Consider the following 23,786-nt stretch of genomic DNA (forward strand, 5'->3'; position numbering starts at 1 on the left):
GTTATCTCTGCTTGCGGGAGGCCTCTAAATCGAGGGTCACACCTGAGCGGTGATACCTGTCACATGATGCCGCGCTCTCTGGCACGGCGTGCCGGAGGTGAGGGGCCTCACCGGGCTGGGGTTGACCCGGTGAGGCCCGTCCGACGCCCCCGAAGGAGCACGAAGGCCCTGTTCAGGGCCCGCTCTCCGGGGCCGCGGGCCGGGTGGTCCCCACCCCTATGGGAACCACCCGACCCATCCACGAGGTTTTCGGCCTCGGACCGCCGACGGCTTTCGGCCGTCCGGGCGTGACGCCTCGTGAAGCATGAGGAGGGGGAGAGCGCAGGGGGTGCTCCGGGCACCCGGGTGGGTCGGCCTGCGGCCTCTCCCCTTGCGGCCGGGTCCGGCATGGCCTCCCGCTGCGGCAGCGACGCCCCGGCGGTCCGTCCGCTGCCGACCCGGGAAGGGCCGCTAACCGGGGAAGAGGGGGATGTCCCGGCGGGTGCGCCGGGCGCCCGCCAGGTCCGTCCGGGCCACGGCACCGGGCACGAGCCCGAGCACCGCCCGGGGGCCGGGGGTGACGGCGTGCGCGTCGCCATGACGGGACGAGCCGCTGTCGGCCACGGACCGGTTGCCGAGCACGCCGTCGGGTCGGCCGCCGGGCGAGTGGCCGGCCCGGGCGGGCCCGGCGTGCGAGGGCGGTCTCGGGTGGCTGGGGTGGGCTTGGTGGGCCCGGTGGACGCTGTGGCTGAGGTCGTCGGCGTGGTGGGCGTGGCCGACGCGGCTCGTATGTCGGGCGGTGTGACTCTGGCGGCCGGTGTGGCTCACGTTTCCGCCGCGGTACGGGTGAGTGACGGAGAGCAGCGGGCCTGCGGGAGCGGCTTGCAGCTCCGGGCCCTGGACCGGGGTGTACGGCACCGGCAACGTCGTCCCGCCCGGCTGCGGATCGGCCGTGACCGGCGCGGGGAGGGGGCGGCCGGGGAGCGTCTGGTTGCCGGGGAGCTCGGGGAGGGGGAGGGAGGCGGGGAGAGGGAGAGCGGGGAGAAGGGGCGTTCCGGGGAGCGCGAAGCCCCCGGGCGCGATGGCCGGACCTGGCAGGTCCGGCAGAGCCTGCTGACCCGGCAGAGCCTGCTGGTCCGGCGGCAGCGCGAAGCCGGGCAGGTCCGGCAGCAGTACGCGGCCGGGCAGGTCCGGCAGGGCCTGGCAGTGGACCGGCTCCGGCAGCGCGGACGGCTCCGCGTGCGACAGATGCCTGGGCGGCTCTGACAGCTCCGGCGTTCTCGCAGGCTCCGGCCGCTTCACGTGCGACAGCCGCTCCATCCGCGACAGCCACTTCACGCGCGACCGCCGCTCGGGCGGCCGTGACTGTGACCGCAGCCGTGAGGACGACGATGGCGGCACCTTCGCCCGGGCGTGAGCCGGCCCCTTGCTCACCGGCTCCGCCGCACCACCGCCGGACCGAACGAGCCGGTCTCCCGCCCCGGCCCCCGGGACGGGCACACCGCTGACCACCTGCCCTGCCCGGCCCTCCGGCAGCGCCCCCGCACCGTTCTCCGCGGACGCCCGCTCCCCCCACAGCACCCCGAGGACCAGCAACCCGCCCACCATCAGGGCCAGTTGCAGCGCACGCCACCCGGCCGCAGTGCGCGGCAGGCGCAACGCGGCATCGGGCAGGGCTGCTGACCAGGCCAAGAGGGGAAGCTTCCTCCCGTGCGACGGAAGCGGAACCGCCCGCCGGCACACGCGCCGTCAGGCAGGCGCCGATCCTCGCACGGGAGTGCGCACGTCGCGCAAGCCCTTACTGCCGATGGACCGTCATGTCCGTTTTACTGCCGCACGTCGGACGACGCTGGGTCGACAAGTCGTCATCTTCCCCTTCATGCCGGGCCCTTCATGCCGCATCCGGTACCGGGAGCGGCCGTTTCTCGATAGCCGCCGCCATGACTTCCGGAAACAGATCGGGCGTGCACGCGAAGGCCGGTGCCCCCAGCGCCGCGAGTGCGGCCGCGTGCTCCCGGTCGTACGCGGGCGCCCCCTCGTCCGAGAGCGCCAGCAGCGTCACGAACTGCACGCCCGACGCCTTCATAGCGGAGACCCGCTTGAGCATCTCGTTGCGGATGCCGCCTTCGTAGAGGTCACTGATCAGCACGACCACCGTCTCCGCGGGGCGCGTGATCTGCGACTGGCAGTACGCGAGCGCCCGGTTGATGTCCGTGCCACCGCCGAGCTGCGTGCCGAACAGCACGTCGACCGGGTCGTCCAGCTGGTCGGTGAGGTCGACGACCGCCGTGTCGAAGACGACGAGTCGCGTGGAGATCGTCCGCATCGAGGCGAGCACCGCCCCGAACACCGATGCGTACACAACGGACGCCGCCATGGATCCCGACTGGTCGATACAGAGGATGACCTCCTTCTTCGTGGATTGGGTCGCCCGCCCGAATCCGATGAGCCGCTCCGGCACGATCGTCCGGTGCTCGGGCAGGTAGTGCTTGAGGTTGGCCGCGATGGTGCGGTTCCAGTCGATGTCGTGGTGCCGGGGCCGGTTGATCCGGGCACTGCGGTCGAGGGCGCCCGTGAGGGTGGCCCGGGTCCGGGTGGCCAGCCGCTTCTCCAGGTCCTCGACGACCTTGCGCACGACGGCCCGGGCCGTCTCCTTCGTCGTCTCGGGCATCGCCTTGTTGAGGGACAGCAGCGTGCCGACGAGGTGCACGTCGGCCTCCACCGCCTCCAGCATCTCCGGCTCCAGCAGCAGCGTGGCCAGGCCGAGCCGGTCGATGGCGTCGCGCTGCATGACCTGTACGACGGAGGAGGGGAAGTAGGTCCGGATGTCCCCGAGCCAGCGCGCCACGGACGGCGCCGATGCCCCGAGCCCCGCCGAACGGTCCCGGCCTCCCTGCGACCTGCCGTCCTTCCTGCCGTAGAGCGCGGTGAGCGCCCCGTCCATCGCGGCGTCCCGCCCCGACAGCGCGCAGCCCGTACCGTCCGCCGTGTCGCCCCCGAGGACGAGCCTCCATCGCCGCAGCCGCTCCTGCGCCGGGTCCGTCGATCCGGACGTCATCCCCGTCCTCCCTGGTGAGGCCGTTCCCACAGCGGGATCACCGGGGTCGTCGTGGGCCGCCCTTCCGTCCGGAGCCCGCCCGTCCCGGTGCGGCTCGCCTGCGGACTCGTCCGCTCCCGCAGTGCCTCGGTCGTCATCCCGTCACCCCCGCCAGATGGTTGCCGGTGTTCTCGTCCACTTCGTCCAGCCCGAGCAGCAGCCGCACGACCGGCAGCACGGCGTCCGCGCGTGCCAGGTCGAGAGCGGCCGCGAAGCCCGGTGTCACCGCGCCGGCGGCTGTCCCGCCGCCCCCGGCCCCCGGTCCGCGTCGGACCAGTTCTCCGAGGGTCCGGCGCACGCCGGGCTCGTACGCCGAGAACGTCCGCCGCAGCAGGGGCAGTACGTCCGTGAACGCCTCGGCCGGCACCCCCGTCAGCCACGCGTCGACCAGGCCGAGCAGCCGCTCGTCGTGGACCAGGAGCATTCCGCCTCCCGATCCCCCTCCGACGAAGCCCTCGATCCACGCGGCCGCGTCCGGCGGCGGTGTGCCCGGCGACAGGGCGAGTCCCATCAGCAGGGCCGCCTCGTCCTGGGCCAGCTCCCCGTCGTCCAGCAGAAGCCGCACGGCCCGCCCCCGGACGATCCCGGGCACGGTGTCCCGCCCGGACAGCACGCGCAGCACCGACTGCCAGCGGCTTCTCAGGCTGCCGTGTCCTGCGGCAGGGGCGTCGCCCAGGAGGCCCACGGCTCCGTGCACCGCGTCCACGTGGCGCCTCATCTCCTCGGCGGCGTCCGCGTCGAGCGCGGCGCAGGCCGGGGGGAGGCCGACGAAGACCCGCTCGGCCAGTCCCGCGGCGACTTCCGCCAGAGCAGCGGTGTCGGTGCCGCGGACATCGCCGTAGCGCAGGGAGCGGACCAGGGCCGGGAGCGCCTGGGCGAGGTGGCCGACGTCGGTGTCGAGGGCCGCCCGGTCGGCGAGCACCCGCATCACGGTCGGCAGCGCATCGGGCAGTTCGGCCAGGAGGCAGTGCTCGGCGAGCGCGGTGACGTCGGCGAGGCCCTGCGCGGTGACGGCGTCCGATGCGGTCTTGGCGGTCGCGGCGGACAGAACGGTCGTCCCCCACACTCCGGCCTCGGCGATCCGCACCGACAGCTCGGGTTCCCAGCGCAGCCGCCAGGTTTCCCGGAAGGTGCCGGTGCTGCCGCGTGAGACGGCCGGTTCGCCCCATGCGATGCCGAGCAGCCGCAGCCGGTGCAGCAGTCTGCTGCGGGCGGCGTCGTTCTCCTTGCGCAGGTCCAGCTCCACCTCCCGCTCCAGCGCCTCCGGCTTCAGCCGCAGCCGGCGTTGCAGCCGGGTGAGGTCCCGCTGCAACGGCACCGCCGGCGCCGACGAGGGCACCTCGCCCAGCACGTCCCCCACGACCAGCCGGTCCCTCACCAGCTCCAGCGGCACGTCCGAGCCCTCGCACATCACCGCCCGCACCGCGTCGGTCGTCTCGCTCAGGCCGGGCAGCGGACGGCCGCGCATCGCGGCGAGCGTCTCGGCCAGCCGCACCGCCTCGATGACGTGCGCGGAGGAGACGATCCGGTCCTCGGCGCGCAGCAGCCCCGCCACCTTGGTCAGCCACCGCTCCACCGGCCGGTCCGGGGCGCTGAACAAGTGCCCGTACCAACCCGGGGAGTCGATGCCGGCCCCGTACCCGCTCACCCGTGACAGCCGGCGGTGGGTCCACGGCACCCAGGTCATGTCCGCCTTGACCTTCGGCAGCCCCCTCAGCAGTGCCCTGTCGGCGGCGACGGTGGTCTTCTGCCGCAGTGCGGGCACGTGCCAGGCCCCGCAGACCACGGCGACCCCGTCCTCGAACTCCCGTTGCGCCGCCCGCACCTGGAGCCGCATGTACGCCTCCCGCACCGGGTCGCGGTCGTGCCCTCCGCTGCCGTAGGCCTCCCGCAGCGCGCTCATGGCCTCCTCGAGCGCGGTGAACGGCGCGAGGGCGTCGCCCTCCCCTGCGCCGCGGTGTTCCACCACGTCCTCCCACCAGCGCTCCGGGTCGTCGTAGCCGGCGGTTTCGGCGAGCACTGCGATCGGGTCGATCCGCGGGTCGGCCGGGCCGGGGCCGGTGTCGCCGTCCGCGGCCGTCTCGGCGTCCGGAGAGCGCTCCGCACCCGCGTCGTCCTCCTGCCTCCCCCAGGCCAGCGTGTGCGTGGCCGGCAGGTCGATGAAGCGGGCCGGGACGTCGTGTTCCAGGGCCCAGCGGATGGCGACCCACTCCGGGGAGAACCCGGCCAGCGGCCAGAACGCCGAGCGGCCGGGCTCGTCCACGGCGTGGGCGAGCAGAGCGACCGGTGGCCGCATCTCCTCGTCGGCGGCGAGCGGGACCAGCGCGTCGGCCTCGGGCGGGCCCTCGATCAGCACGACCCGCGGCCGGATCCGCTCCAGAGCCGCCCGCACCGCCCGCGCGGACCCCGGCCCGTGGTGCCGCACCCCGAGCAGCGCCGGGCCCGCTCCGGCCCCCTGGCCCGCGGCCCTTTCCACACCGGTCATTTCACCCCACCCCCCGTCCCGCACGTCCTGTCGCGTCCCTCATGTCGCGCACGTCCTGTCCCGCGCCGCGCGTCCCGCACGTCCTGTCCCGGACCGACCGGTGGCCGCCGTCCCGCCCACCCGCGTCCTGGCCGGCGACCGAGACCGCCCCCGCCGTACCGGGCGGCCCGGTTGCCGACGGGCCCGCTCCGTCCCGCGTCGTTCACCCGCTCACCTCGCGGCAGGCCCGGTAGAAGTCCTTCCAGCCGTCGCGCTCGCGGACCACCGTCTCCAGGTACTCCTGCCAGATGACCCGGTCCGCGGCCGGGTCCCGGACCACCGCGCCGAGGATGCCCGCGGCGACGTCGCCCGGCCGCAGCACGCCGTCGCCGAAGTGGGCGGCGAGCGCGAGGCCGTTGGTGACGACGGAGATCGCCTCGGCCGTGGACAGCGTGCCGCTGGGCGACTTCAGCTTCGTCCGGCCGTCGGCCGTGACCCCGTCACGCAGCTCGCGGAAGACCGTGACGACCCGGCGGATCTCGGCGAGCCCGTCGGGCGCGGCCGGCAGGTCGAGGGAGCGGCCGAGCTGGTCGACGCGCCGCGAGACGATGTCGACCTCGGCCTCGGGGCTCTCCGGCAGCGGCAGCACCACCGTGTTGAAGCGGCGGCGCAGGGCGCTGGACAGGTCGTTGACCCCGCGGTCGCGGTCGTTGGCGGTGGCGATCAGGTTGAAGCCGCGGACCGCCTGCACCTCCTGGCCCAGCTCCGGTATCGGCAGCGTCTTCTCCGAAAGGATCGTGATGAGCGTGTCCTGCACATCGGCCGGGATGCGCGTCAGCTCCTCGACACGGGCCGTCATGCCCTCCGCCATGGCCCGCATGACGGGGCTGGGCACGAGGGCCTTCCGGCTCGGGCCGTGGGCGAGCAGCTGCGCGTAGTCCCAGCCGTAGCGGATGGCCTCCTCGGGGGTGCCGGCGGTGCCCTGCACCAGCAGCGTGGAGTCGCCGCTGACCGCAGCGGCCAGGTGCTCGGACACCCAGGTCTTCGCGGTGCCCGGCACACCGAGCAGGAGCAGGGCGCGGTCGGTGGCGAGCGTGGTGACGGCGACCTCGACGATCCGGCGCGGGCCGACGTACTTCGGGCTGATCACGATGCCGTCCGGCAGCGTCCCGCCGAGCAGGTACGTCGCGACGGCCCACGGCGACAGCTTCCAGCGGGCCGGGCGCGGACGGTCGTCCTGGGCGGCCAGCGCGGAGAGCTCCGCGGCGAAGGCGTCCTCGGCGTGCGGTCGCAACGCCTGGGTCGATTCCGTCTCCCCCGCTTCGACGGACGTCGGCTCCACGGACACAGTCATGGCAAAGTCCCCCTCCAGCTCGGCCGGTTCGGATCTGGCACCAACGTTGCACCACACCACTGACAATGCGTTCCGACCTGCGAAAACGCCCCGCCGGAGTCGCTCGCGGACCCGATTGTCAGTGGCGGGATCTAACGTCGTCGGCATGACTCAGCAGGGGGTGCGCTGGACCGCGGACCAGGTGCTGGCACTGGCACCTGACGCGGCATCACGCAAAGCGGGAAGCAAACTCGGCGCGGCGGGGCCGTGGTCCGAGGCGGGGTGTGCCGGCGAGGGGACGGTGTGGGGGCTGTGCAAGGGCAGCGGAAGCAAGCCGTATCAGACGATCGTCGACATCGCGGACGCCGCGGGGCCCGCGTACAAGTGCACGTGTCCGAGCCGCAAGTTCCCGTGCAAGCACGCGCTCGGGCTCCTTTTGCTCTGGGCCGCCGACGACGCGGTGGTGCCACCGGGGCAGCCGCCGGAGTGGGCGGGACAGTGGACGGCGGGGCGGCGCAGGCGCGCGCAGGAGAAGGCCACGGACGGCTCCGGGGCGCCGTCCGGATCCGCTGATCCGGAGGCGGCGAGACGGCGGGCGGAGCGCCGGGCCGAGCGGGTCACGGCGGGCGCGGCGGAGCTGGAGCAGCGTCTGGCCGACCTGCTGCGCGCCGGCCTGGCGACCGCGGAGCAGTCGGGGTACGGACTGTGGGAGGAGACGGCGGCCCGCATGGTCGACGCCCAGGCCCAGGGCCTGGCAGGCCGGGTGCGGGAGTTGGGGGCGATCCCGTCCACGGGTCCGGGCTGGCCGGTGCGGCTGCTGGAGGAATGCGCGCTGCTGCATCTGCTCGGGCAGGGCTGGCTGCGCCGCGAGCGGCTCCCGGGCGGCCTCGCCGCCACGGTCCGCTCCCGCGTGGGCCTGCCGGCCTCCGCGGACGGCCCGCCGGTGCGCGACCACTGGCTGGTTCTCGCCCAGTACGACACGACGGACCCGCGCCTGACGACCCGCCGGATCTGGCTGCACGGCACCGGCTCGAACCGCACCGTCCTGCTCCTCTCCTATGGCGCCGCGGGCCGCGCCCCGGAGCAGACGCTGCCGGTGGGACTGGCTCTGGACGCCGAGGTGTCCGCGTACCCGGGCGCCGGGCAGCCACGGGTGGCCCTGGGCGGGCAGTTCGCCCCGGCCGTGCCCTCGGCGATGCGTCCGCCGGGGATGACGACGTCCCAGGCGGTGGCGCGGTACGGCGCCGCACTGCGCGACGACCCGTGGCTGGAGTCGGTCCCGGTGACGCTGGACCGGGTCGTTCCGGCCCCGGACGGCGACTCCTGGCAGCTGGTGGACGCCGACGAGGACGCGGCGTTGCCGCTCACCGCGGCGGCGCGTTCCCGCCCGGGTCTGTGGCGGCTGGTCGCCCTGTCGGGCGGCGCACCGGTCACGGTCTTCGGTGAATGCGGCCACCAGGGCTTCACCCCGCTGACGGCGTGGCCGGAAGGCCCGGGTGAAGCGGTCGCGCTGTGCTGAGCCCGCGGCCGAGGCTCGGCCCTCGGCACTTCGGCCCAGCGCCCTCTCGGCAGTGAGGACCGCGAGGCCGGCGGCGGCCGGAGTGGCCGGAGTGGCCATCACGGCGGCGGGCCGCAGGCGCCGCAGCTGCCGACGCAGCCCGCCGCCCCGCCCGACTCCCCACTCACAAACTCACTCGTCCCACAGACTCACGCATCTTTCAGGCATCACGGGACAACCGGTAAGGGCGAGCCTTCAACTACCGGGCGCCCCGCGGAAAGGAAGCTCATGGCCAGGACCTCCGCTCCTGTGGACGCGCCCGGCGCGAACGCCTGGGAGGGGCTCGTCACCACCGCCCTGCTCGGCACGGACCGGCGCACGCCGCCGGGCACCGCACCGGGCCCGGCCGCACCCACGGCCCTGCTCGACGCGGCGGCGGTGGAGACCGTACGGCGACGGGCCGGTCTGCGCCCGGCACGGGCGGCCGAGCGGCCGCAACCGGCTCCGCCGGACACCCGCCCGGCACTGCCGCCGGCAGCCGCCCGCAGGCTCGCGATGCTGCTGGCCGACCGCCCCGGCCCGTCCGGCGGCGGCCGGCGGGGCTCCGCGCCCGACCTGACGGAACTGCTGCCCCAGTGGCTCGCGGTGGCGAACGCCCGTGGTTTTGCACCGCCTCCGCAGCTGCTTCCGGCGCTGCTGGACGCGGCCCGGGGGCGTACCGACCTGCGTCCGGCGGCACTGGAGTTCGCGGGGCCCCGGGCCCTGTGGCTGGCACGGCTGAACCCGGACTGGCGGTTCGCCCTGCGAGCGGCCCCGGGCGGCGGCACGGCCATGCCGCACCCCGAGGACGACGACAAGGTCCGGCAGCTCTGGCAGGAGGGGCTGTTCGCCGAACGCGTCGCCCTGCTGTCCGCCCTGCGCTCCCGTGAACCGTCGGCCGCACGCGACCTGCTCGCGACGACATGGGCGACGGAACGGGCCGAGGACCGGCTGATGTTCCTCGATTCGCTGCGCGCGGGCCTGGGACCGGACGACGAGCCCTTCCTGGAACGGGCCCTGGCCGACCGCAGCCGCAACGTCCGGGCGACGGCGGCGGAACTGCTGTCGGCCCTGCCGGGTTCGGCGCTGGCCGCGCGAATGGCGGTCAGGGCGGAGGCATGTGTGGCCATCGACCACATGCAGCCGCCGCGGCCCCTGCGCATCGGCCGCGAGGACCAGGGGCCCGGCGGGCCTGAAGGGACCGCACCGGCCCCTTCGGCCGACGGGGCCGGTGGAGTCAACGGAGTTACCGGAGCCAAGAAGCCCGGAGCTGTGGGCCCCACCGGAGCCATGGAAACCGTGGGAGCGACCGGAACCGTCGGAACCACCGGAACCGTAGGAACCACCGGAACCGTGGGGGCCACCGAGGCCACTCCGACGATCGCCGTCGAGGCGCCGCACGAGTGCGATCCGGGCATGGAACACGACGGCGTCGTGGCGAAGGCCCCGGCAGGACGGGGTGAACGGTCCTGGTGGCTCGGCCAGTTGGTGGAGGCGGCACCGCTCGGGACCTGGTCGCGGCGGCTCGGCGGCCGCACGCCCCGGGAGATCGTGGCGCTGCCGGTGGCGGACGACTGGCAGGGCGAACTGCACGCGGCGTGGTGCCGGGCGGCGGTACGCCAGCGGGACGCCGAGTGGTCACGCGCGCTGCTCGGCGATCCTTCGGCGCCGGAAGCGGGCGGTCCGGGTGCCGTGTCCCTGGCCGAACGAGCCAAGCTGCTGGGCACGCTGGGCGCCACCGAACGGGCCGAATGGGTGGCCGGCTTCATCGGCACGCACGGCCTGTCCGAAGCCTTCCAGTTGCTCGGGGTGTGCGTGGTGCCCTGGGGGCCGCCGCTCGGCCGGGCCGTGGTGGACGCCCTCAACATCGCTCGGGACGCGGGGAGTTATCCATGGAGTTTCAGCGGAGTGATGGGACTGGCCGAGCGGTGCCTGGACCCGTCCGAGGCCGCCCGGCTCGACGCCCTGCTGGCCGTGCCCGACGAACCGGAGAACGCCTCTCCGGGAGCCGGCGGCTACTGGGCGGAGGCCTTCCAGCGCCTGGTCACGACCTTGCGTCTGCGCGCGGCGATGACCGAGGAGCTCGCAGCGGCCTGACTCGCGCTCCCGTACGTGGCGACGGGCGCGACATCCCTCCGGCCGACGGAGCCCACGCGGCATCCGGCGAAGCACGCGAAGCCACCCCCGCCCACGGGCGCCCGACCGGCTACGGGCGCATCCCCGCCTCCGGGCGCCCTGAGGAAGCCGGCGACGGGTTCCCTCGCGCGGCCGGTCACCGCCGAGCAGGCCGGCGGCCGGGACGGTCACCGGCGGCAGCCACTGCCGCACCACCGCCGAACCAGCCCCCCGGGCCGCCCCCGGCCGGACGGGGACGTCCGAGCCGGTCCGCCGGAGGCCTACGCCTGTGCGGGCTGGCGGGCGTTCGTACGGACCCAGTCCACGATGGACGCGGTCGTCGCGCCGGGCGTGAAGATCTCCGCGACGCCCTTCTCCTTGAGCAGCGGGATGTCCGCCTCGGGGATGATCCCGCCGCCGAAGACCAGGATGTCCTCCGCGTCCCGCTCCCTGAGCAGATCGATCACCGCCCCGAAGAGGGTGTTGTGCGCTCCGGAGAGGATGGACAGCCCGATCGCGTCGGCGTCCTCCTGGATCGCCGTGTCGACGATCTGCTCCGGAGTCTGGTGGAGGCCGGTGTAGATGACCTCCATACCGGCGTCGCGCAGGGCCCGCGCGATCACCTTGGCCCCGCGATCGTGGCCGTCGAGCCCCGGCTTGGCCACCACCACGCGGATCGGACCGGCTGCCACACCCATCACTGCCTCCATGAAGCGACTACATCCATCCGTACCGACAAGTACCGCACACATCGGGCAAGCCGTACACGCCGCACCGCACGGACACCCCACCCCGAACCGTCCGGGCAAGTGAACGAACGTTATCTCCAGGATCCCGTAACCGGCAGTTTCGCGGTGGATACCGAGGGGGAAATCACACGATGGGACAAGCGCAAGGGGAGTCGCATCGAGGTTGCCGTCCCGCCGCGTCGACCAGACACCGCGGCGGCAGGGCGCCTCGGCGAAGGCACGCAGGGCAAGCACCGCACACACAGCACGCAAGGCAGACACGGCGCACCGGCGGGGAACCTCGTCACCCCACCGATCGGGGACCCCCGTCGCACCACCGGCGTCACACACGCCACACGCCGCGCTCTGCCCCCGCAGCTCACGCGGCTCACGCCGCTCTCGCGGTCACGGCCGACCGTCTTCGCAGCTGCTTTCCACGAGGGCACACGGGGGGCGGAGCCGTCCTGCCGCGTGCCGACAGGAGGTCGGCCATGAAGGTCACCAGGGCTGCTCTGCCCTTTCTGCCGCTCTGCGAGCGCCTGCTGCCGGTCCTGCCGGCGAGAGTCTCCCTGGCTCTCCTGAAGGCCACCGCACTGGAGATCGCGATCCTGGCCGGGCATCTCCTCCTCTATCCGTCCGGCATCACCCAGGAGCGGCGCGCCCCCGTCCCGGCGCCGCCCGCGGACGGCGCCGCTCAACTGCCCACGCAGGCCAAGCCACCGGTCCTCCTGCTGCACGGCTTCATCGACAACCGCTCGGTCTTCGTCCTGCTGCGCCGCAGCCTCGCCCAGCACGGCAGGCGACAGATCGAGTCCCTCAACTACTCGCCACTGACCTGCGACATACGCGCCGCCGCCGAACTGCTCGGCCGGCGCGTCGAGGAGATCTGCGAGCGCACGGGTGCCGGGCAGATCGACATCGTCGGGCACAGCCTGGGCGGCCTGATAGCGCGTTACTACGTGCAGTGCCTCGGCGGCGACAGGCATGTGCGGACCCTTGTCACGCTCGGCACGCCGCACTCGGGAACCCGAGTGGTGCCCTTCGCGAACGCGCACCCCATCGTGCGCCAGATGCGCCCCGGCTCACCGTTGCTCGAGGAGCTCACCGCGCCCGCCCCTGACTGCCGTACGCACTTCGTCAGCTTCTGGAGCGACCTGGACCATGTGATGGACCCGCTGGAGACGGCCTGCATCGACCATCCGGATCTGATGGCGCAGAACGTGCGCGTGACCGGCATCGGCCATCTCGCCCTGCCCGTGCACCCCGCCGTCGCCAACGGCGTACGGCAGGTTCTCGACACGGCCCTCCCGGGTGAACCGTCCGCCGAACACACCGACGATCTGACAGTCGCCTGAGACTCGTCATACAGCGATCAGCCGACGCCGCCACACCGATCAACCTCGAACAAACTTCGAACACAGGGCCAAACCCGTGCCCGCCGTCCGCCAAAACACGGCCGAATGCCCGTTTCCTGCGCGCGCGAAACCTGCCGAAGATTGTCGTGCCCGCGTACCGCCGGGTACAGTCGCCGCACTGCTCTGGCAGCCCCTGTTGTCGAGGCGAAAGAGAAGTTGGTGAACGACCGTCACCCGTCGGGGACCATGCCCCCGGCTCCGGCTTCCGACGCCGCCTCCGCGCACTACGCGTCGTACAACACCCAGGAAGCCCAGTACGGCGACTTCACCACGTACGGCGACTACACCGCCACCGGATTCGACGCCACCGGTGCCGCCGCGACCGGTACCCACGGCAGCGGGTTCGACGCCACCGGGCACACCACCGCGACTTTCGCGACCGACCCCCTCTTCGGCGACATGCCGGGCAGCGGCCACGACCCGGGTACGTACGACACCGGCCACTGGCCCACGGGCACGCACGAGAACGTGCACTACGACGCGTACGCGGCCCAGCACCACGCCGCCTACGACACCGGTGTCTACGACACGACCTCCTGGACGGCCGAGCAGCAGTTGATGCCGGCCGTCCCGTCCCAGGCCCCGTCCCCGGAGGCCACCGGGCAGTGGGAGACCGGCGCCTGGCTCCAGCCCGACCAGTCCGGCAACCCGGCCGACCACACCCAGCAGTGGGAGTGGGGCACGCAGACCTTCGACACGGGCGCCTACGACGCGACGCAGTGGAACTCCGACGGCACCGCCGCCCCCGTTCCCGACGCCTACGAGCACCCTGCCGAAACCTTCGAGCAGCACGAGACCGCGGCGTTCGACCAGCTCGAGACCGCGACCTTCGACCAGGTCACGTACGACGAATCCGCCGGGACGGACTACCGCGACCCCGCCGCGGACGGCGGTGAGCCGACCGCCACCGGCGAACTGCCCGTCGTCGCCCCGCTGCTGGACGGCCAGGAGGACGTCACTCCGGCCCCGTCCTCACGGGCGGCCTCGCGTGCCGGCTCCCGCTCCCGCCGCCGCACGCCCCCCAAGCGCTCGGCGCTGATGACCATCGCGGTGCCCTCCGCGTGCGTGATGGGTGTCGCCGGGATCGCCGCCGCCTCCGTCGGCACCTTCACCGACGACAGCGCCGCCGAGGCGCAGACGACCGCGGCGGACGCGCAGCCGGTCAAGCCGGCCGCGGCCAACAACAAGCTGGACACGCAGCTGCAGAGCCTGTCCGCCGGCGCCGACGACTTCGCCGACCGGGCCAGCCGCACGCAGGAGCGCATCGACCTCAAGGCCCAGCAGGTCGCCGAGAAGAAGCGGGCGGCGGAGGAGGCGGCCCGCAAGGAGCGGCTGCGCCCCAAGTTCGCCCTGCCGGTGGCGCGGCACGGACTCAGCGCCACCTACGGCCAGTCCGGCATCAACTGGATGTCCCTGCACACCGGCATCGACTTCCCCGTCTCGTACGGCACGACCGTCATGGCCGCGACCGACGGCACCGTGCGCACCCAGTGGAACAGCGCGTACGGCAACATGCTGATCCTGACCGCGAAGGACGGCACGGAGACGTGGTACTGCCACCTCTCCACCTACACGGTGCCCTCGGGTACGACCGTGAAGGCCGGCGATCCGATCGCCCGCTCCGGCAACTCCGGCAACTCCACCGGTCCGCACCTGCACTTCGAGGTGCGCCCGGGCGGCGGCTCGGCGATCGACCCGCTCCCGTGGCTGCGCAGCCACGGCATCGACCCGACGTAACACTCCGGCAGCAGCCCCGCCCGTCGTCCGGCCCAACGCCCCGGCATCCTTCGCCCGTCGCCTGACATACGCCGCTGCAGCCCCCTACGTCGAACGACGCAATCCCGCGAGCCCTCGCCCGTCGAACGAGCAGGGGCACGCGGGCTCACCTCACCGGCGGACTACAGCTTCTCCACCGGCGCGTACCGCAGCAGCAGCCGCTTCGGCTTGGTGTCGCCGAAGTCGATCGTCGCCTCGGCGTTGCCGCCCGTGCCCTTGACCCCGACGACGGTCCCGAGCCCGAACTGGTCGTGCGTGACGCGGTCCCCGACCGCCAGCGACACCACCGGCTTCTCGGAAGTACGGCGCGTGGCGAAACCGGAGGCACCCGACGCCGACGAGCGCGAGCGGGACGACGACAGCGAGGCCGCCACAGCCGAGACCGGCCCGGAGGACGCGGGCGCGGTCGCTCCCGTCCGCTTCCACTCCACGTGGGTGGGCGGGATCTCCTCCAGGAAGCGGGAGGGCGGGTTGTACGACGGCTGGCCCCAGGCGCTGCGCAGCGTGGACCGGGTCAGGTACAGCCGCTCCCGCGCGCGGGTGATGCCGACGTAGGCCAGGCGCCGCTCCTCCTCCAGCTCCTTGGTCTGGCCGAGGGCGCGCATGTGCGGGAAGACGCCGTCCTCCATGCCGGTCAGGAAGACGACCGGGAACTCCAGGCCCTTGGCGGTGTGCAGGGTCATCAGGGTGATGACGCCGTCGCCGTCCTCCTCGTCGGGAATCTGGTCGGAGTCGGCGACCAGCGCGACCTGCTCGAGGAAGTCGGACAGCGAGGCCTGCTCGTCCTCACCGCGCTCCTGCTCGAACTCCATGGCGACGGCCGCGAGTTCCTGGAGGTTCTCGATCCGGGTCTCGTCCTGCGGGTCGGTGGAGGCCTGGAGCTCGGCGAGGTACCCGGTGCGTTCCAGTACGGCCTCCAGCACCGTGGCCGGCCCGGCGCCGGCCTCGACGATGGTGCGCAGGTCCTCCATCAGCGTGTTGAACCGCTTGACGGCGTTGGTGGAGCGCGCGGCCATGCCGTACGCCTCGTCGACGCGCTTCAGGGCCTGCGGGAAGCTGATCTTCTCCCGCTGGGACAGGGCGTCGATCATCGCCTCGGCGCGGTCGCCGATGCCCCGCTTCGGGACGTTGAGGATCCGGCGCAGCGGCACCGAGTCCTCGGGATTGGACAGCACGCGCAGGTAGGCCAGGACGTCCCGGACCTCCTTGCGCTCGTAGAAGCGGACGCCGCCGACGACCTTGTAGGGCAGGCCGACGCGGATGAAGATCTCTTCGAAGACACGGGACTGGGCATTGGTGCGGTAGAAGACGGCGACGTCGCCGGCCTTGGCCTTGCCCGCGTCGGTGAGGCGGTCTATCTCGTCGGCGACGAACTGCGCCTCGTCGTGCTCGGTGTCGGCGACGTAGCCGGTGATCTGCGCGCCCGTGCCCGCGTTGGTCCACAGGTTCTTGGGGCGGCGGGACTCGTTGCGCTCGATGACGGCGTTGGCGGCGCTGAGGATCGTCTGTGTGGAGCGGTAGTTCTGCTCGAGCAGGATCGTCGTGGCGTCCGGGTAGTCCTCCTCGAACTGGAGGATGTTGCGGATCGTCGCGCCGCGGAAGGCGTAGATCGACTGGTCGGCGTCGCCCACCACGCACAGCTCGGCAGGCGGGACCTCCGCCTCGGGCGGGACGTCGACGGGGTGCTCGAAGGTGCCGACGAGCTCGCGGACCAGAGCGTACTGGGCGTGGTTGGTGTCCTGGTACTCGTCGACCAGGACGTGCCGGAAGCGGCGGCGGTAGTGCTCGGCGACGTCCGGGAAGGCGCGCAGCAGGTTGACCGTCGTCATGATCAGGTCGTCGAAGTCGAGGGCGTTCGCCTCGCGCAGCCGCGACTGGTACATCGCGTAGGCCTGGGCGAGGGTCTTCTCGAAACCGTCGGTGGCCTGGGCGGCGAAGTCCTCCTCGTCGATCAGCTCGTTCTTCAGGTTGCTGATCTTGGCACTGAAGGACTTCGGCGGGAAGCGCTTGGGGTCGAGGTCCAGGTCGCGGCAGACCAGGGCCATCAGGCGCTTGGAGTCGGCGGCGTCGTAGATCGAGAAGGACGAGGTGAAGCCGAGCTTCTTGCTCTCGCGCCTGAGGATGCGCACGCACGCGCTGTGGAAGGTCATGACCCACATGGCGTTGGCGCGCGGGCCGACGAGCTGCTCGACGCGCTCCTTCATCTCGCCGGCGGCCTTGTTGGTGAAGGTGATCGCGAGGATCTGGCCCGGGTGCACGTCCCGCTCGGCGAGCAGGTGGGCGATGCGGTGCGTGAGCACACGGGTCTTGCCGGAGCCGGCACCGGCCACGATGAGCAGCGGGGAGCCGGAGTGGACGACGGCGGCGCGCTGGTTGTCGTTCAGCCCTTCCAGCAGCGCGGCGGAGTCGATCACCGGGCGGGGGGCGCCGTCGCGGTAGTAGGCGTCCCGGTCCGGGGGCACGTCGAACTTCCCGCCGAACAGATCGTCCGGGATCGGCTCCGGAACGTGATCGTCCTCGGGCGGCGGCGGGGGCTCGTCCGCGGGGCCCCGCTGGGCCTGGAGGTTCGCCAGGAAGCTGTCGTCAAAGAGGCTGCTCATCGCTCTCCGAGTCTAGGGCGCCCCACTGACAGCCCGCCGCCGCCCTGAGAACATCGCCGCGCGCCCGGGTCCCGCCGACCGCCCGGCGGCGCGTTGTCGCCCTCCATGACGGCGCGATCACGCCCTGCTACACAGCCGGCATGTACGGATTTTCCCTGACCAATCCCCCTTGATCGTTCACTCTCGGCAACGCTCAGGAATAAGGTCACGAAAATGTATCGGGCATATCACCCATCAACCTTCACACGGACCACACGAGTTGGCTACGGTGCGACCAGGCCGCATGACCCCCACCGGCGAACGTCGCCGGGCCGCGCGGCCTCCGCCGAGTCCGGTGTGCCGCAGCGGCAGCCGGAGCCGGGGACCCAACCGTGAACCTGGGGTGAATCGGCCCGACTCCCTGTGCGGAGAAGGCCGTAGGGCAAACCTTCCGAACCACCCGCCCGAACCCGACAGCTAACCCGGTAGGCGGAACATGGAAGGAGTCGCCTCCCTTGGCGTCGCACCGCAAGTCGCGTCCTACGGGTACGCGCATGGCAGGCATACGGACCCCCGCCCTCGCAACGGCGGCCCTCACCTCCGTGGCCCTGCTGTCCCAGTCGGCCAACGCCGCCCCCGAGGCCGACGACAAGCCCAGCCTGGAGGAAGTCGAGAAGAAGGTCGACGACCTGTACCGCCAGGCCGAGTCGGCGACCGACAAGTACAACGCGGCCAAGGAGAAGACCGCCAAACAGCGCAAGCAGGTCGACACCCTCCTCGACGACGTCGCCCAGCGCACCCAGAAACTCAACGAGGCGCGCGAGGAACTGGGTTCCTTCGCCTCCGCCCAGTACCGCACCGGTGCCGCCGCCCCGGACACCGCGACGTTCCTGCTCGCGGACACCCCGCAGGACTACTTCGACCAGACCCAGCTGATGGACCGGATGACCGGCCGTCAGAAGGTCGCGGTCGACGACTACGTCACGCAGCAGTCCGAGACGATGAAGAAGCGCCAGGAGGCCACCGAGAGCCTCGAGACGCTCACCGACTCGCAGGACGGCCTGAAGACGGCCAAGGCCACCGTCCAGCGCAAGCTCGCCGACGCCCGCGAGCTGATGTCGAAACTGACCGCCGAGGAGAAGGCCCGGCTCGCGGCGATCGAGAAGGAGAAGCGGGCGGAGGCCGCCCGCAAGGCCGACGAACTGGCCCGGCAGCAGGCCGCGCAGCAGCAGGCGCAGGAGGAGGCCGCCCGGCAGCAGGACGGCGGCTCGGCCTCGTCCGGCTCCTCCGGCTCCTCGGGTTCCGGCTCGCCCTCCTCGACCGCCCCGGCCGACTCCTCGTACGCCACCAAGGCCGACAAGGCGCTCGCCTTCGCCCGCGCCCAGATCGGCAAGCCGTACGTGTGGGGCGCCGTCGGACCCGGCTCATACGACTGCTCGGGCCTCACCCAGGCCGCCTGGAAGGCCGCGGGCGTCACCCTGCCCCGTACGACGTACGACCAGGTCGACGCGGGCACCACGGTCCCGCTCTCCCAGGCCCGACCCGGTGACCTGGTCTTCTTCTACGACGACGTCACCCACGTCGGGATCTACATCGGCAACGGCATGATGATCCACGCGCCGAAGCCCGGCACGTACGTGCGCGAGGAGTCGATCTACTACGACGGCGAGTCGGCGATCCACAGCGTGGTGCGCCCCGCCTGAGTGAGGCCTCAGGGCCGGTCGCGTCACGTTTTTGAGGGGCACGCGCGCGTGCCCCTCTCGTGAGGCGTGCGCCGCTCTCTAGCATCGGCACCATGTCCGGTCCCTCCCCGTTCGCCGCCTGGTGGGCGACGTATGCGCTGGCGACCGGCATCGTGTCGGCCGGCCTCGACTCCGCTGGGTACGCGATCCCCTCCCGTATCGCCCTGGCCCTGGCCTGCGCGGCCTGGCTGGCGGCGGCCGCGGGCCTCGTCCAGCGGACGCACGGCGAGTGGCGGGTGGAGACCCCGGCCGCGCTCACCACCGTCGCGGCGACCGCCATCCTGGGCACGGGCTTCTCCGCGGCCGGGCAGCAGCCCGTGGCCGAGGCGCTGCTGGCGCTCGCCATGGTGCTCTGGGCGGTGCTCCTCACCGCGGAGGCCGAGGGGCGGCGCGGAACCGTGTTCCTGCGCTGCGTGGCCACCCAGGGGCTCGCCGTGCTCGGCGCCACGCTCGCCGCGGCCGACGCGGTGGCCTGGCTCGCCCACGCGGCCCTGGTGCTGTTCTGGCTCGGGCTCGCGCTCTACTGCTTCGCCCTGTTCCGCTTCCAGCCGCGGCAGGTGGAGGAGGGGCGCGGGGACCACTGGCTCGCGGCCGGCGCCCTCGCCGTCTCCGCACTGGCCGGGGCGAAAGTCCTCGGCGCCGACAGCGCGCGCCTGTACCTGTGGAACGAGGAGAACGCCGACACCCTGCGCACGACCACCGTCACACTGCTCGTGCTCGCGCTGATCGCCTGTGTGGCCCTGTTCCTCGCCGAGCTGTTCTGGCCCCGGCACCACTACGACGTGCGGCGCTGGGCGACCGTGTTCGCCGCGGTCGTGACGGCGGCGGCCACCCTCGCGGTCGCCGCCGCTCTCGACGTCCCCTGGCTCGAGGTGGCCGGGGAGGTGCTGCTGTGGATCGCGGTGGCCGTCTGGCTCGGGTGCACCACCTGGGCTCTCGCCTCCGCCCGGGCCGGCACCCGGCGCTTGCCGGTCAGGTCCAGAGCACGGCGATGAAGATGTTCGCCGTGGTCAGCAGCCCGACCAGGCCGAAGAGACCCTTGTCCACCTTCTCGTCGTCCCGCTTCACATAGACGAGGCCGAGGATCACGATCAGCAGGGCCAGCTTCACGCCGATCTTGATGTTGTTCACCGTCTGGTCGTCGGCCTGGTTCAGGCCGACCAGGATCACACCGGTGACCAGCATCGTGAGCGCGCCGTGCAGCATCGCGGGGGTGAAGCGGGCGGTACCCGCGCCCATCGCCTTCATCTGGGTGAGGAAGCCGCCCAGGAGCGAGGCGATGCCGATGATGTGGAGGCCGACGAAGAGGTGGATGAGTACGTCCATGAGGCCGGAGCCTAATCAGGGGCTCCGAGGCCACCCGACACCGGCCCAGGGGTGCACAAATGCACCTCATAGCACCCGATCACGGTCACTCGCTCACGATTCGACGCATCGGTCATCACGCTGAGTTGAGCAGACGGCGCCGAGGGCGGGCCACGGTCGCATACGGTCACCGCCGGTCCTCTCCCGACACTTCCGCACACCCACCCCCGGCCCACCACGGCGACGCTTAGCGTCCTCCACCAGGTGCCCGGCTCCCCACCGCCGCCCGGGCCAGGGGCGGCAGTCGGACACCACCGCCGAAAAAGTCCGGCGGCGTGCCCGCTCCCCCTGTGCGGACCGTCGCCGGACGCGCAGGCCGCCCGTCCGCTCCCCCGGCGGCCGCACACATCCCCCGGCGGTCGAGGAAAGGACGTGGCCTCCAGGTGGCAGCGCACCGCAAGCCCCGACAGCGCGCAATGGGTGGCGGCAAGGCCCGTACTGCCGCCACGATCGCCCTCGCGGGCGCGGCGACGGCGACGGGCTTCGACGGGACCGGACACGCCGAGCCCCAGCTCACACCCGGCCAGGTCAAGGCCAAGGTGGACCGGCTGTACCAGCAGGCGGAGGCCGCCACCGAGAAGTACAACGGCGCGAAGGAGAAGGCCGACGCGGCCGGGCAGCGGCTGAAGGACCTCCAGGACGAGGCGGCCCGCAAGGAGGAGCGGCTCAACTCCGCCCGAGACGCCCTGGGCTCGGTCGCCGCCGCGCAGTACCGCGCCGGCGGCCTCGACCCGGCGGTGCAGCTCGCCCTGTCCGACGATCCCGACCGGTACCTGGAGAACGCCGAGTTCGTCGAGCGGGCCGGCACCCGGCAGAACGCCGCCGTCGCGGGTGTGCGCAGGCAGCTCCGGGAGATCGAGCAGCTGCGCGGGGCGGCCCGCATCGAGCTGACCTCTCTGAAGTCGCGGCAGGCGGAGCTGAAGCGGCACAAGAAGACGATCACCGGCAAGCTGGGCTCGGCACGGCAGCTGCTGTCCCGTCTGGACGCGCAGGAACGTTCCCGGCTGGGCTTGTCGCAGGACCGCGCCTCGCGCGCGACGGGCGCCCGGGACGCTCTCGCAGCCCCCGGCTCCGCCTCGTCCCCGGCGCCCGACTCCCGTGCGGCGGCCGCCGTCTCCTACGCCCACCAGAAGCTCGGCAGCCCCTACGTCTGGGGCGCCACCGGCCCGAACGCCTTCGACTGCTCGGGCCTCGTCCAGGCCGCGTACCGCGCCGCCGGCGTCTCCCTGCCCCGCACGACGTACTCCCAGATCGCCGCCGGCCGCCGCGTCTCCCGCTCCGAACTCCTCCCCGGCGACCTGGTCTTCTTCTACGCCGGCATCAGCCATGTCGGCATCTACGTGGGCAACGGCCGCATGATCCACGCGCCGAACCCCTCCGCCCCGGTGCGTGTCGCCCCGCTGGACGAGATGCCGTTCGCGGGGGCGACGCGGGTGGTGTGAGCGCCGAGGTCAGACCAGCCGTCGAGCCGTCGCCCACCGCGTCAGCTCGTGCCGGTTCGACAGCTGGAGCTTGCGCAGGACCGCCGAGACATGCGACTCGACCGTCTTGACGGAGATGTACAGCTGCTTGGCGATCTCCTTGTACGCGTAGCCCCGCGCAATGAGCCGCAGCACCTCGCGCTCGCGCTGGGTCAGGCGGTCCAGGTCCTCGTCGACGGGCGGTGCGTCCGTGGAGGCGAAGGCGTCCAGGACGAACCCGGCCAGCCGGGGGGAGAAGACCGCGTCGCCCTCCTGGACACGGAAGATGGAGTTCACCAGGTCCGTGCCGGTGATCGTCTTGGTGACGTAGCCGCGGGCCCCGCCACGGATCACGCCGATCACGTCCTCCGCCGCGTCCGACACGGACAGCGCGAGGAAACGGACCGGCTGCTCGGCGTCGCCCATCAACGGGGCGCAGCGGCGCAGCACTTCGACGCCGCCCCCGCCCGGCAGGTGCACGTCGAGGAGCACCACCTCGGGGCGGGTCGCGGTGATGACCGTGACGGCCTGGTCGACGTCCGCGGCCTCGCCGACGACCTCGACACCGGTCTGCCCGGTCTGTCCGATCTCCGCCTGGACGCCGGTGCGGAACATGCGGTGGTCGTCGACGAGGACCACGCGAACATGACGCCCGGGGCCGCCGCCCTCCTGCCCGGGCCCCGCCGCCTCCGCCGATCCCGCCGTACCGTTCGCCTCGGTCGGGTCGCTCATGACGTCTTCTCCGCCCTCTCCATCTCCAGCTCGACCTCCGTGCCGCCGTCCGGCACCGCGCGCAGCCGCGCCGTGCCGCCGTTGCGCTCCATGCGGCCGATGATCGATTCTCTGACACCCATCCGGTCGGCGGGTATCGAATCGAGGTCGAAGCCGGGGCCGCGGTCCCGGACGGACACGAAGACCGTCGTCCCCTCGACCTCGGCGAAGACCTGCACGGCGCCGCCCTCGCCACCGTACTTGGCGGCGTTCACCATTGCTTCCCGCGCGGCCTGCATCTGCGCGGCGATCCGCTCGTCGAGCGGGCAGTCACCCACGACCACGACCTCGATGGGCACGCCGTGCTTGTCCTCCACCTCGGCCGCGTTGCGCCGGACGGCGTCGGCGAGGGTGGTGGGCTCGTCGGCCTCGTCCTTGCCGGTGCCTTCGGGCTTGTAGAGCCAGGTGCGCAGGTCGCGTTCCTGGGCGCGGGCCAGGCGGCGGACCTCGCCGGCGTTCTCCGCGTTGCGCTGTATCAGGGTCAGGGTGTGCAGCACCGAGTCGTGCACATGGGCGGCGACCTCCGCGCGCTCCTGGGCACGGATGCGCATCAGGCGTTCTTCCGAGAGGTCCTGGGTCATGCGCACCAGGTACGGCCCGGCGAGCAGCGTTATCCCGACGAGGACCGCGAGGGCCGCCTGCAGGACGGAACCGAGGTGTGCCGCGGAGCCCTGGAGGACGAAGATGCCGGAGACGCCGGCCGTCACCAGCAGCACCCCGCCCACCGAGCGCAGCAGCGTGACCGTGCGCCGGCGGCGGCCGACCTCGGCCCAGCGCGCCCGGCGGGCGTTGTCCGCCTGCCGCCAGACCAGGGCGACGCCCGCGCCGACGAGCACGGTCGGCCAGAGGTAGGCCCGGGCCCCGCCGCTGAGGTTCACGTTGCCCACGAAGACCAGGGCCACCACGACCATGAGGAGCAGGGCCACGATCTGGCCCTTGTCGGGCCTGCGCGCGACGCGTCTGCGGCGGCCGTCGGGCGAGCTCTCCGAGGTCACCGGCGACGGAGGCTTGAGCGCCTCGACCCCGCCGACGCCGAGCGGGACGAAGAACCAGAACGCGGCGTACAGCAGCGCGCCGAGGCCGTCGGCCATGAACAGGCCGACGAAGACGAGCCGCACCCAGATCACGGGCAGCCCGAGATGCCCGGCGAGGCCCCGCGCCACGCCCCCGAGCCAGCGTCCGTCACTGCTGCGGTAGAGCTTGCGCGGCGGCCGCGGCTCGGCGAGTGGCGCTGCTGCGGCTTCCGACATGCCATTGATGGTCACACGTGCGGGAGGCGGGAGCATCAGGGTCGGCCCCTGAGGCTCCCCTGATCTCCACGGGCCGCCCCTCGAACGCTTCCCGAGCCGCCTCTCAGGGCCGATATCAGGGTCCGGCCAGGGTCGTTCCGACTCCCGCCGGGGCGCCGCGCCCGTCACCATGGAC

Annotated in this window: 16 protein-coding genes and 1 riboswitch; of the genes, 7 read left to right on the forward strand and 9 right to left on the reverse strand. The window is 72.8% G+C overall.

Annotated elements, in window-relative coordinates:
- Positions 1-450 precede the first annotated feature (450 nt).
- From ACFCXS_RS01910 to ACFCXS_RS01925, 4 genes are all read right to left on the reverse strand, one after another.
- Positions 451-1,671, reverse strand: a complete 1,221-nt coding sequence (locus ACFCXS_RS01910) for a hypothetical protein (RefSeq protein WP_376640966.1) — start codon at positions 1,669-1,671, stop codon at positions 451-453.
- A gap of 199 nt (positions 1,672-1,870) precedes the next feature.
- On the reverse strand, positions 1,871-3,037 hold the full coding sequence (locus ACFCXS_RS01915; protein ID WP_376640968.1) for a VWA domain-containing protein: 1,167 nt from the start codon (positions 3,035-3,037) through the stop codon (positions 1,871-1,873).
- Positions 3,038-3,170: 133 nt separating this feature from the next.
- Positions 3,171-5,561 (reverse strand): DUF5682 family protein, encoded by a 2,391-nt coding sequence (locus ACFCXS_RS01920; protein ID WP_376640970.1) that lies wholly within the window; start codon positions 5,559-5,561, stop codon positions 3,171-3,173.
- A 202-nt stretch (positions 5,562-5,763) separates the two neighbouring features.
- Entirely contained in the window at positions 5,764-6,894 is a 1,131-nt protein-coding gene (locus ACFCXS_RS01925; protein WP_376640971.1) for an AAA family ATPase, read from the reverse strand.
- 145 nt (positions 6,895-7,039) lie between these two features.
- On the opposite strand from ACFCXS_RS01925, the gene ACFCXS_RS01930 reads away from it, so the two are divergent.
- Positions 7,040-8,392 carry an SWIM zinc finger family protein gene (locus ACFCXS_RS01930; protein ID WP_376640973.1) on the forward strand — a complete coding sequence of 451 codons (1,353 nt, stop codon included), beginning with the start codon at positions 7,040-7,042 and terminating at the stop codon, positions 8,390-8,392.
- A 267-nt stretch (positions 8,393-8,659) separates the two neighbouring features.
- A complete protein-coding gene (locus ACFCXS_RS01935) occupies positions 8,660-10,507 on the forward strand; it encodes a DUF5691 domain-containing protein (protein ID WP_376640976.1) in 1,848 nt (615 codons plus the stop codon).
- 299 nt (positions 10,508-10,806) lie between these two features.
- On the opposite strand, the gene ACFCXS_RS01940 is transcribed toward ACFCXS_RS01935, so the two are convergent.
- Positions 10,807-11,223, reverse strand: coding sequence for a cobalamin B12-binding domain-containing protein (locus tag ACFCXS_RS01940; RefSeq protein ID WP_376641501.1), 417 nt, complete (start codon positions 11,221-11,223; stop codon positions 10,807-10,809).
- Between the two features lie 521 nt (positions 11,224-11,744).
- Between ACFCXS_RS01940 and ACFCXS_RS01945 the strand changes: the two genes are divergently transcribed.
- The gene (locus tag ACFCXS_RS01945; RefSeq protein WP_376640978.1) at positions 11,745-12,608 is read left to right on the forward strand and encodes a lipase family alpha/beta hydrolase; all 864 of its coding nucleotides are present in this window, start codon (positions 11,745-11,747) and stop codon (positions 12,606-12,608) included.
- 219 nt (positions 12,609-12,827) lie between these two features.
- Entirely contained in the window at positions 12,828-14,405 is a 1,578-nt protein-coding gene (locus tag ACFCXS_RS01950; RefSeq protein WP_376640980.1) for a M23 family metallopeptidase, read from the forward strand.
- 161 nt (positions 14,406-14,566) lie between these two features.
- Here ACFCXS_RS01950 and pcrA read toward each other — a convergent pair whose 3' ends face one another.
- Positions 14,567-17,044: a DNA helicase PcrA gene (pcrA, locus tag ACFCXS_RS01955; protein ID WP_376640983.1), complete on the reverse strand. Its 2,478-nt coding sequence runs from the start codon at positions 17,042-17,044 to the stop codon at positions 14,567-14,569.
- A 313-nt stretch (positions 17,045-17,357) separates the two neighbouring features.
- Positions 17,358-17,530, forward strand: a riboswitch (cyclic di-AMP (ydaO/yuaA leader).
- A gap of 8 nt (positions 17,531-17,538) precedes the next feature.
- On the opposite strand from pcrA, the gene ACFCXS_RS01960 reads away from it, so the two are divergent.
- Together ACFCXS_RS01960 and ACFCXS_RS01965 are read left to right on the forward strand one after the other, a co-directional pair.
- The gene (locus ACFCXS_RS01960; RefSeq protein ID WP_376640985.1) at positions 17,539-18,726 is read left to right on the forward strand and encodes an NlpC/P60 family protein; all 1,188 of its coding nucleotides are present in this window, start codon (positions 17,539-17,541) and stop codon (positions 18,724-18,726) included.
- 92 nt (positions 18,727-18,818) lie between these two features.
- Entirely contained in the window at positions 18,819-19,760 is a 942-nt protein-coding gene (locus tag ACFCXS_RS01965; protein WP_376640987.1) for a hypothetical protein, read from the forward strand.
- Here the strand turns inward: ACFCXS_RS01965 and ACFCXS_RS01970 are convergent.
- Positions 19,738-20,091: a hypothetical protein gene (locus ACFCXS_RS01970; RefSeq protein ID WP_361868048.1), complete on the reverse strand. Its 354-nt coding sequence runs from the start codon at positions 20,089-20,091 to the stop codon at positions 19,738-19,740. The two genes, ACFCXS_RS01965 and ACFCXS_RS01970, sit on opposite strands and share 23 nt — an antisense overlap.
- A 422-nt stretch (positions 20,092-20,513) precedes the next feature.
- On the opposite strand from ACFCXS_RS01970, the gene ACFCXS_RS01975 reads away from it, so the two are divergent.
- Entirely contained in the window at positions 20,514-21,572 is a 1,059-nt protein-coding gene (locus tag ACFCXS_RS01975; RefSeq protein ID WP_376640990.1) for an NlpC/P60 family protein, read from the forward strand.
- A 9-nt stretch (positions 21,573-21,581) separates the two neighbouring features.
- On the opposite strand, the gene ACFCXS_RS01980 is transcribed toward ACFCXS_RS01975, so the two are convergent.
- Both ACFCXS_RS01980 and ACFCXS_RS01985 read right to left on the reverse strand, forming a co-directional pair.
- On the reverse strand, positions 21,582-22,322 hold the full coding sequence (locus tag ACFCXS_RS01980) for a response regulator transcription factor (protein ID WP_344458047.1): 741 nt from the start codon (positions 22,320-22,322) through the stop codon (positions 21,582-21,584).
- A complete protein-coding gene (locus ACFCXS_RS01985; protein ID WP_376640993.1) occupies positions 22,319-23,611 on the reverse strand; it encodes a PspC domain-containing protein in 1,293 nt (430 codons plus the stop codon). The genes ACFCXS_RS01980 and ACFCXS_RS01985 overlap by 4 nt, the downstream gene beginning before the upstream one ends.
- Positions 23,612-23,786 lie beyond the last annotated feature (175 nt).

Source organism: Streptomyces sp. NPDC056373 (genome assembly GCF_042262425.1).
GTDB lineage: Bacteria > Actinomycetota > Actinomycetes > Streptomycetales > Streptomycetaceae > Streptomyces.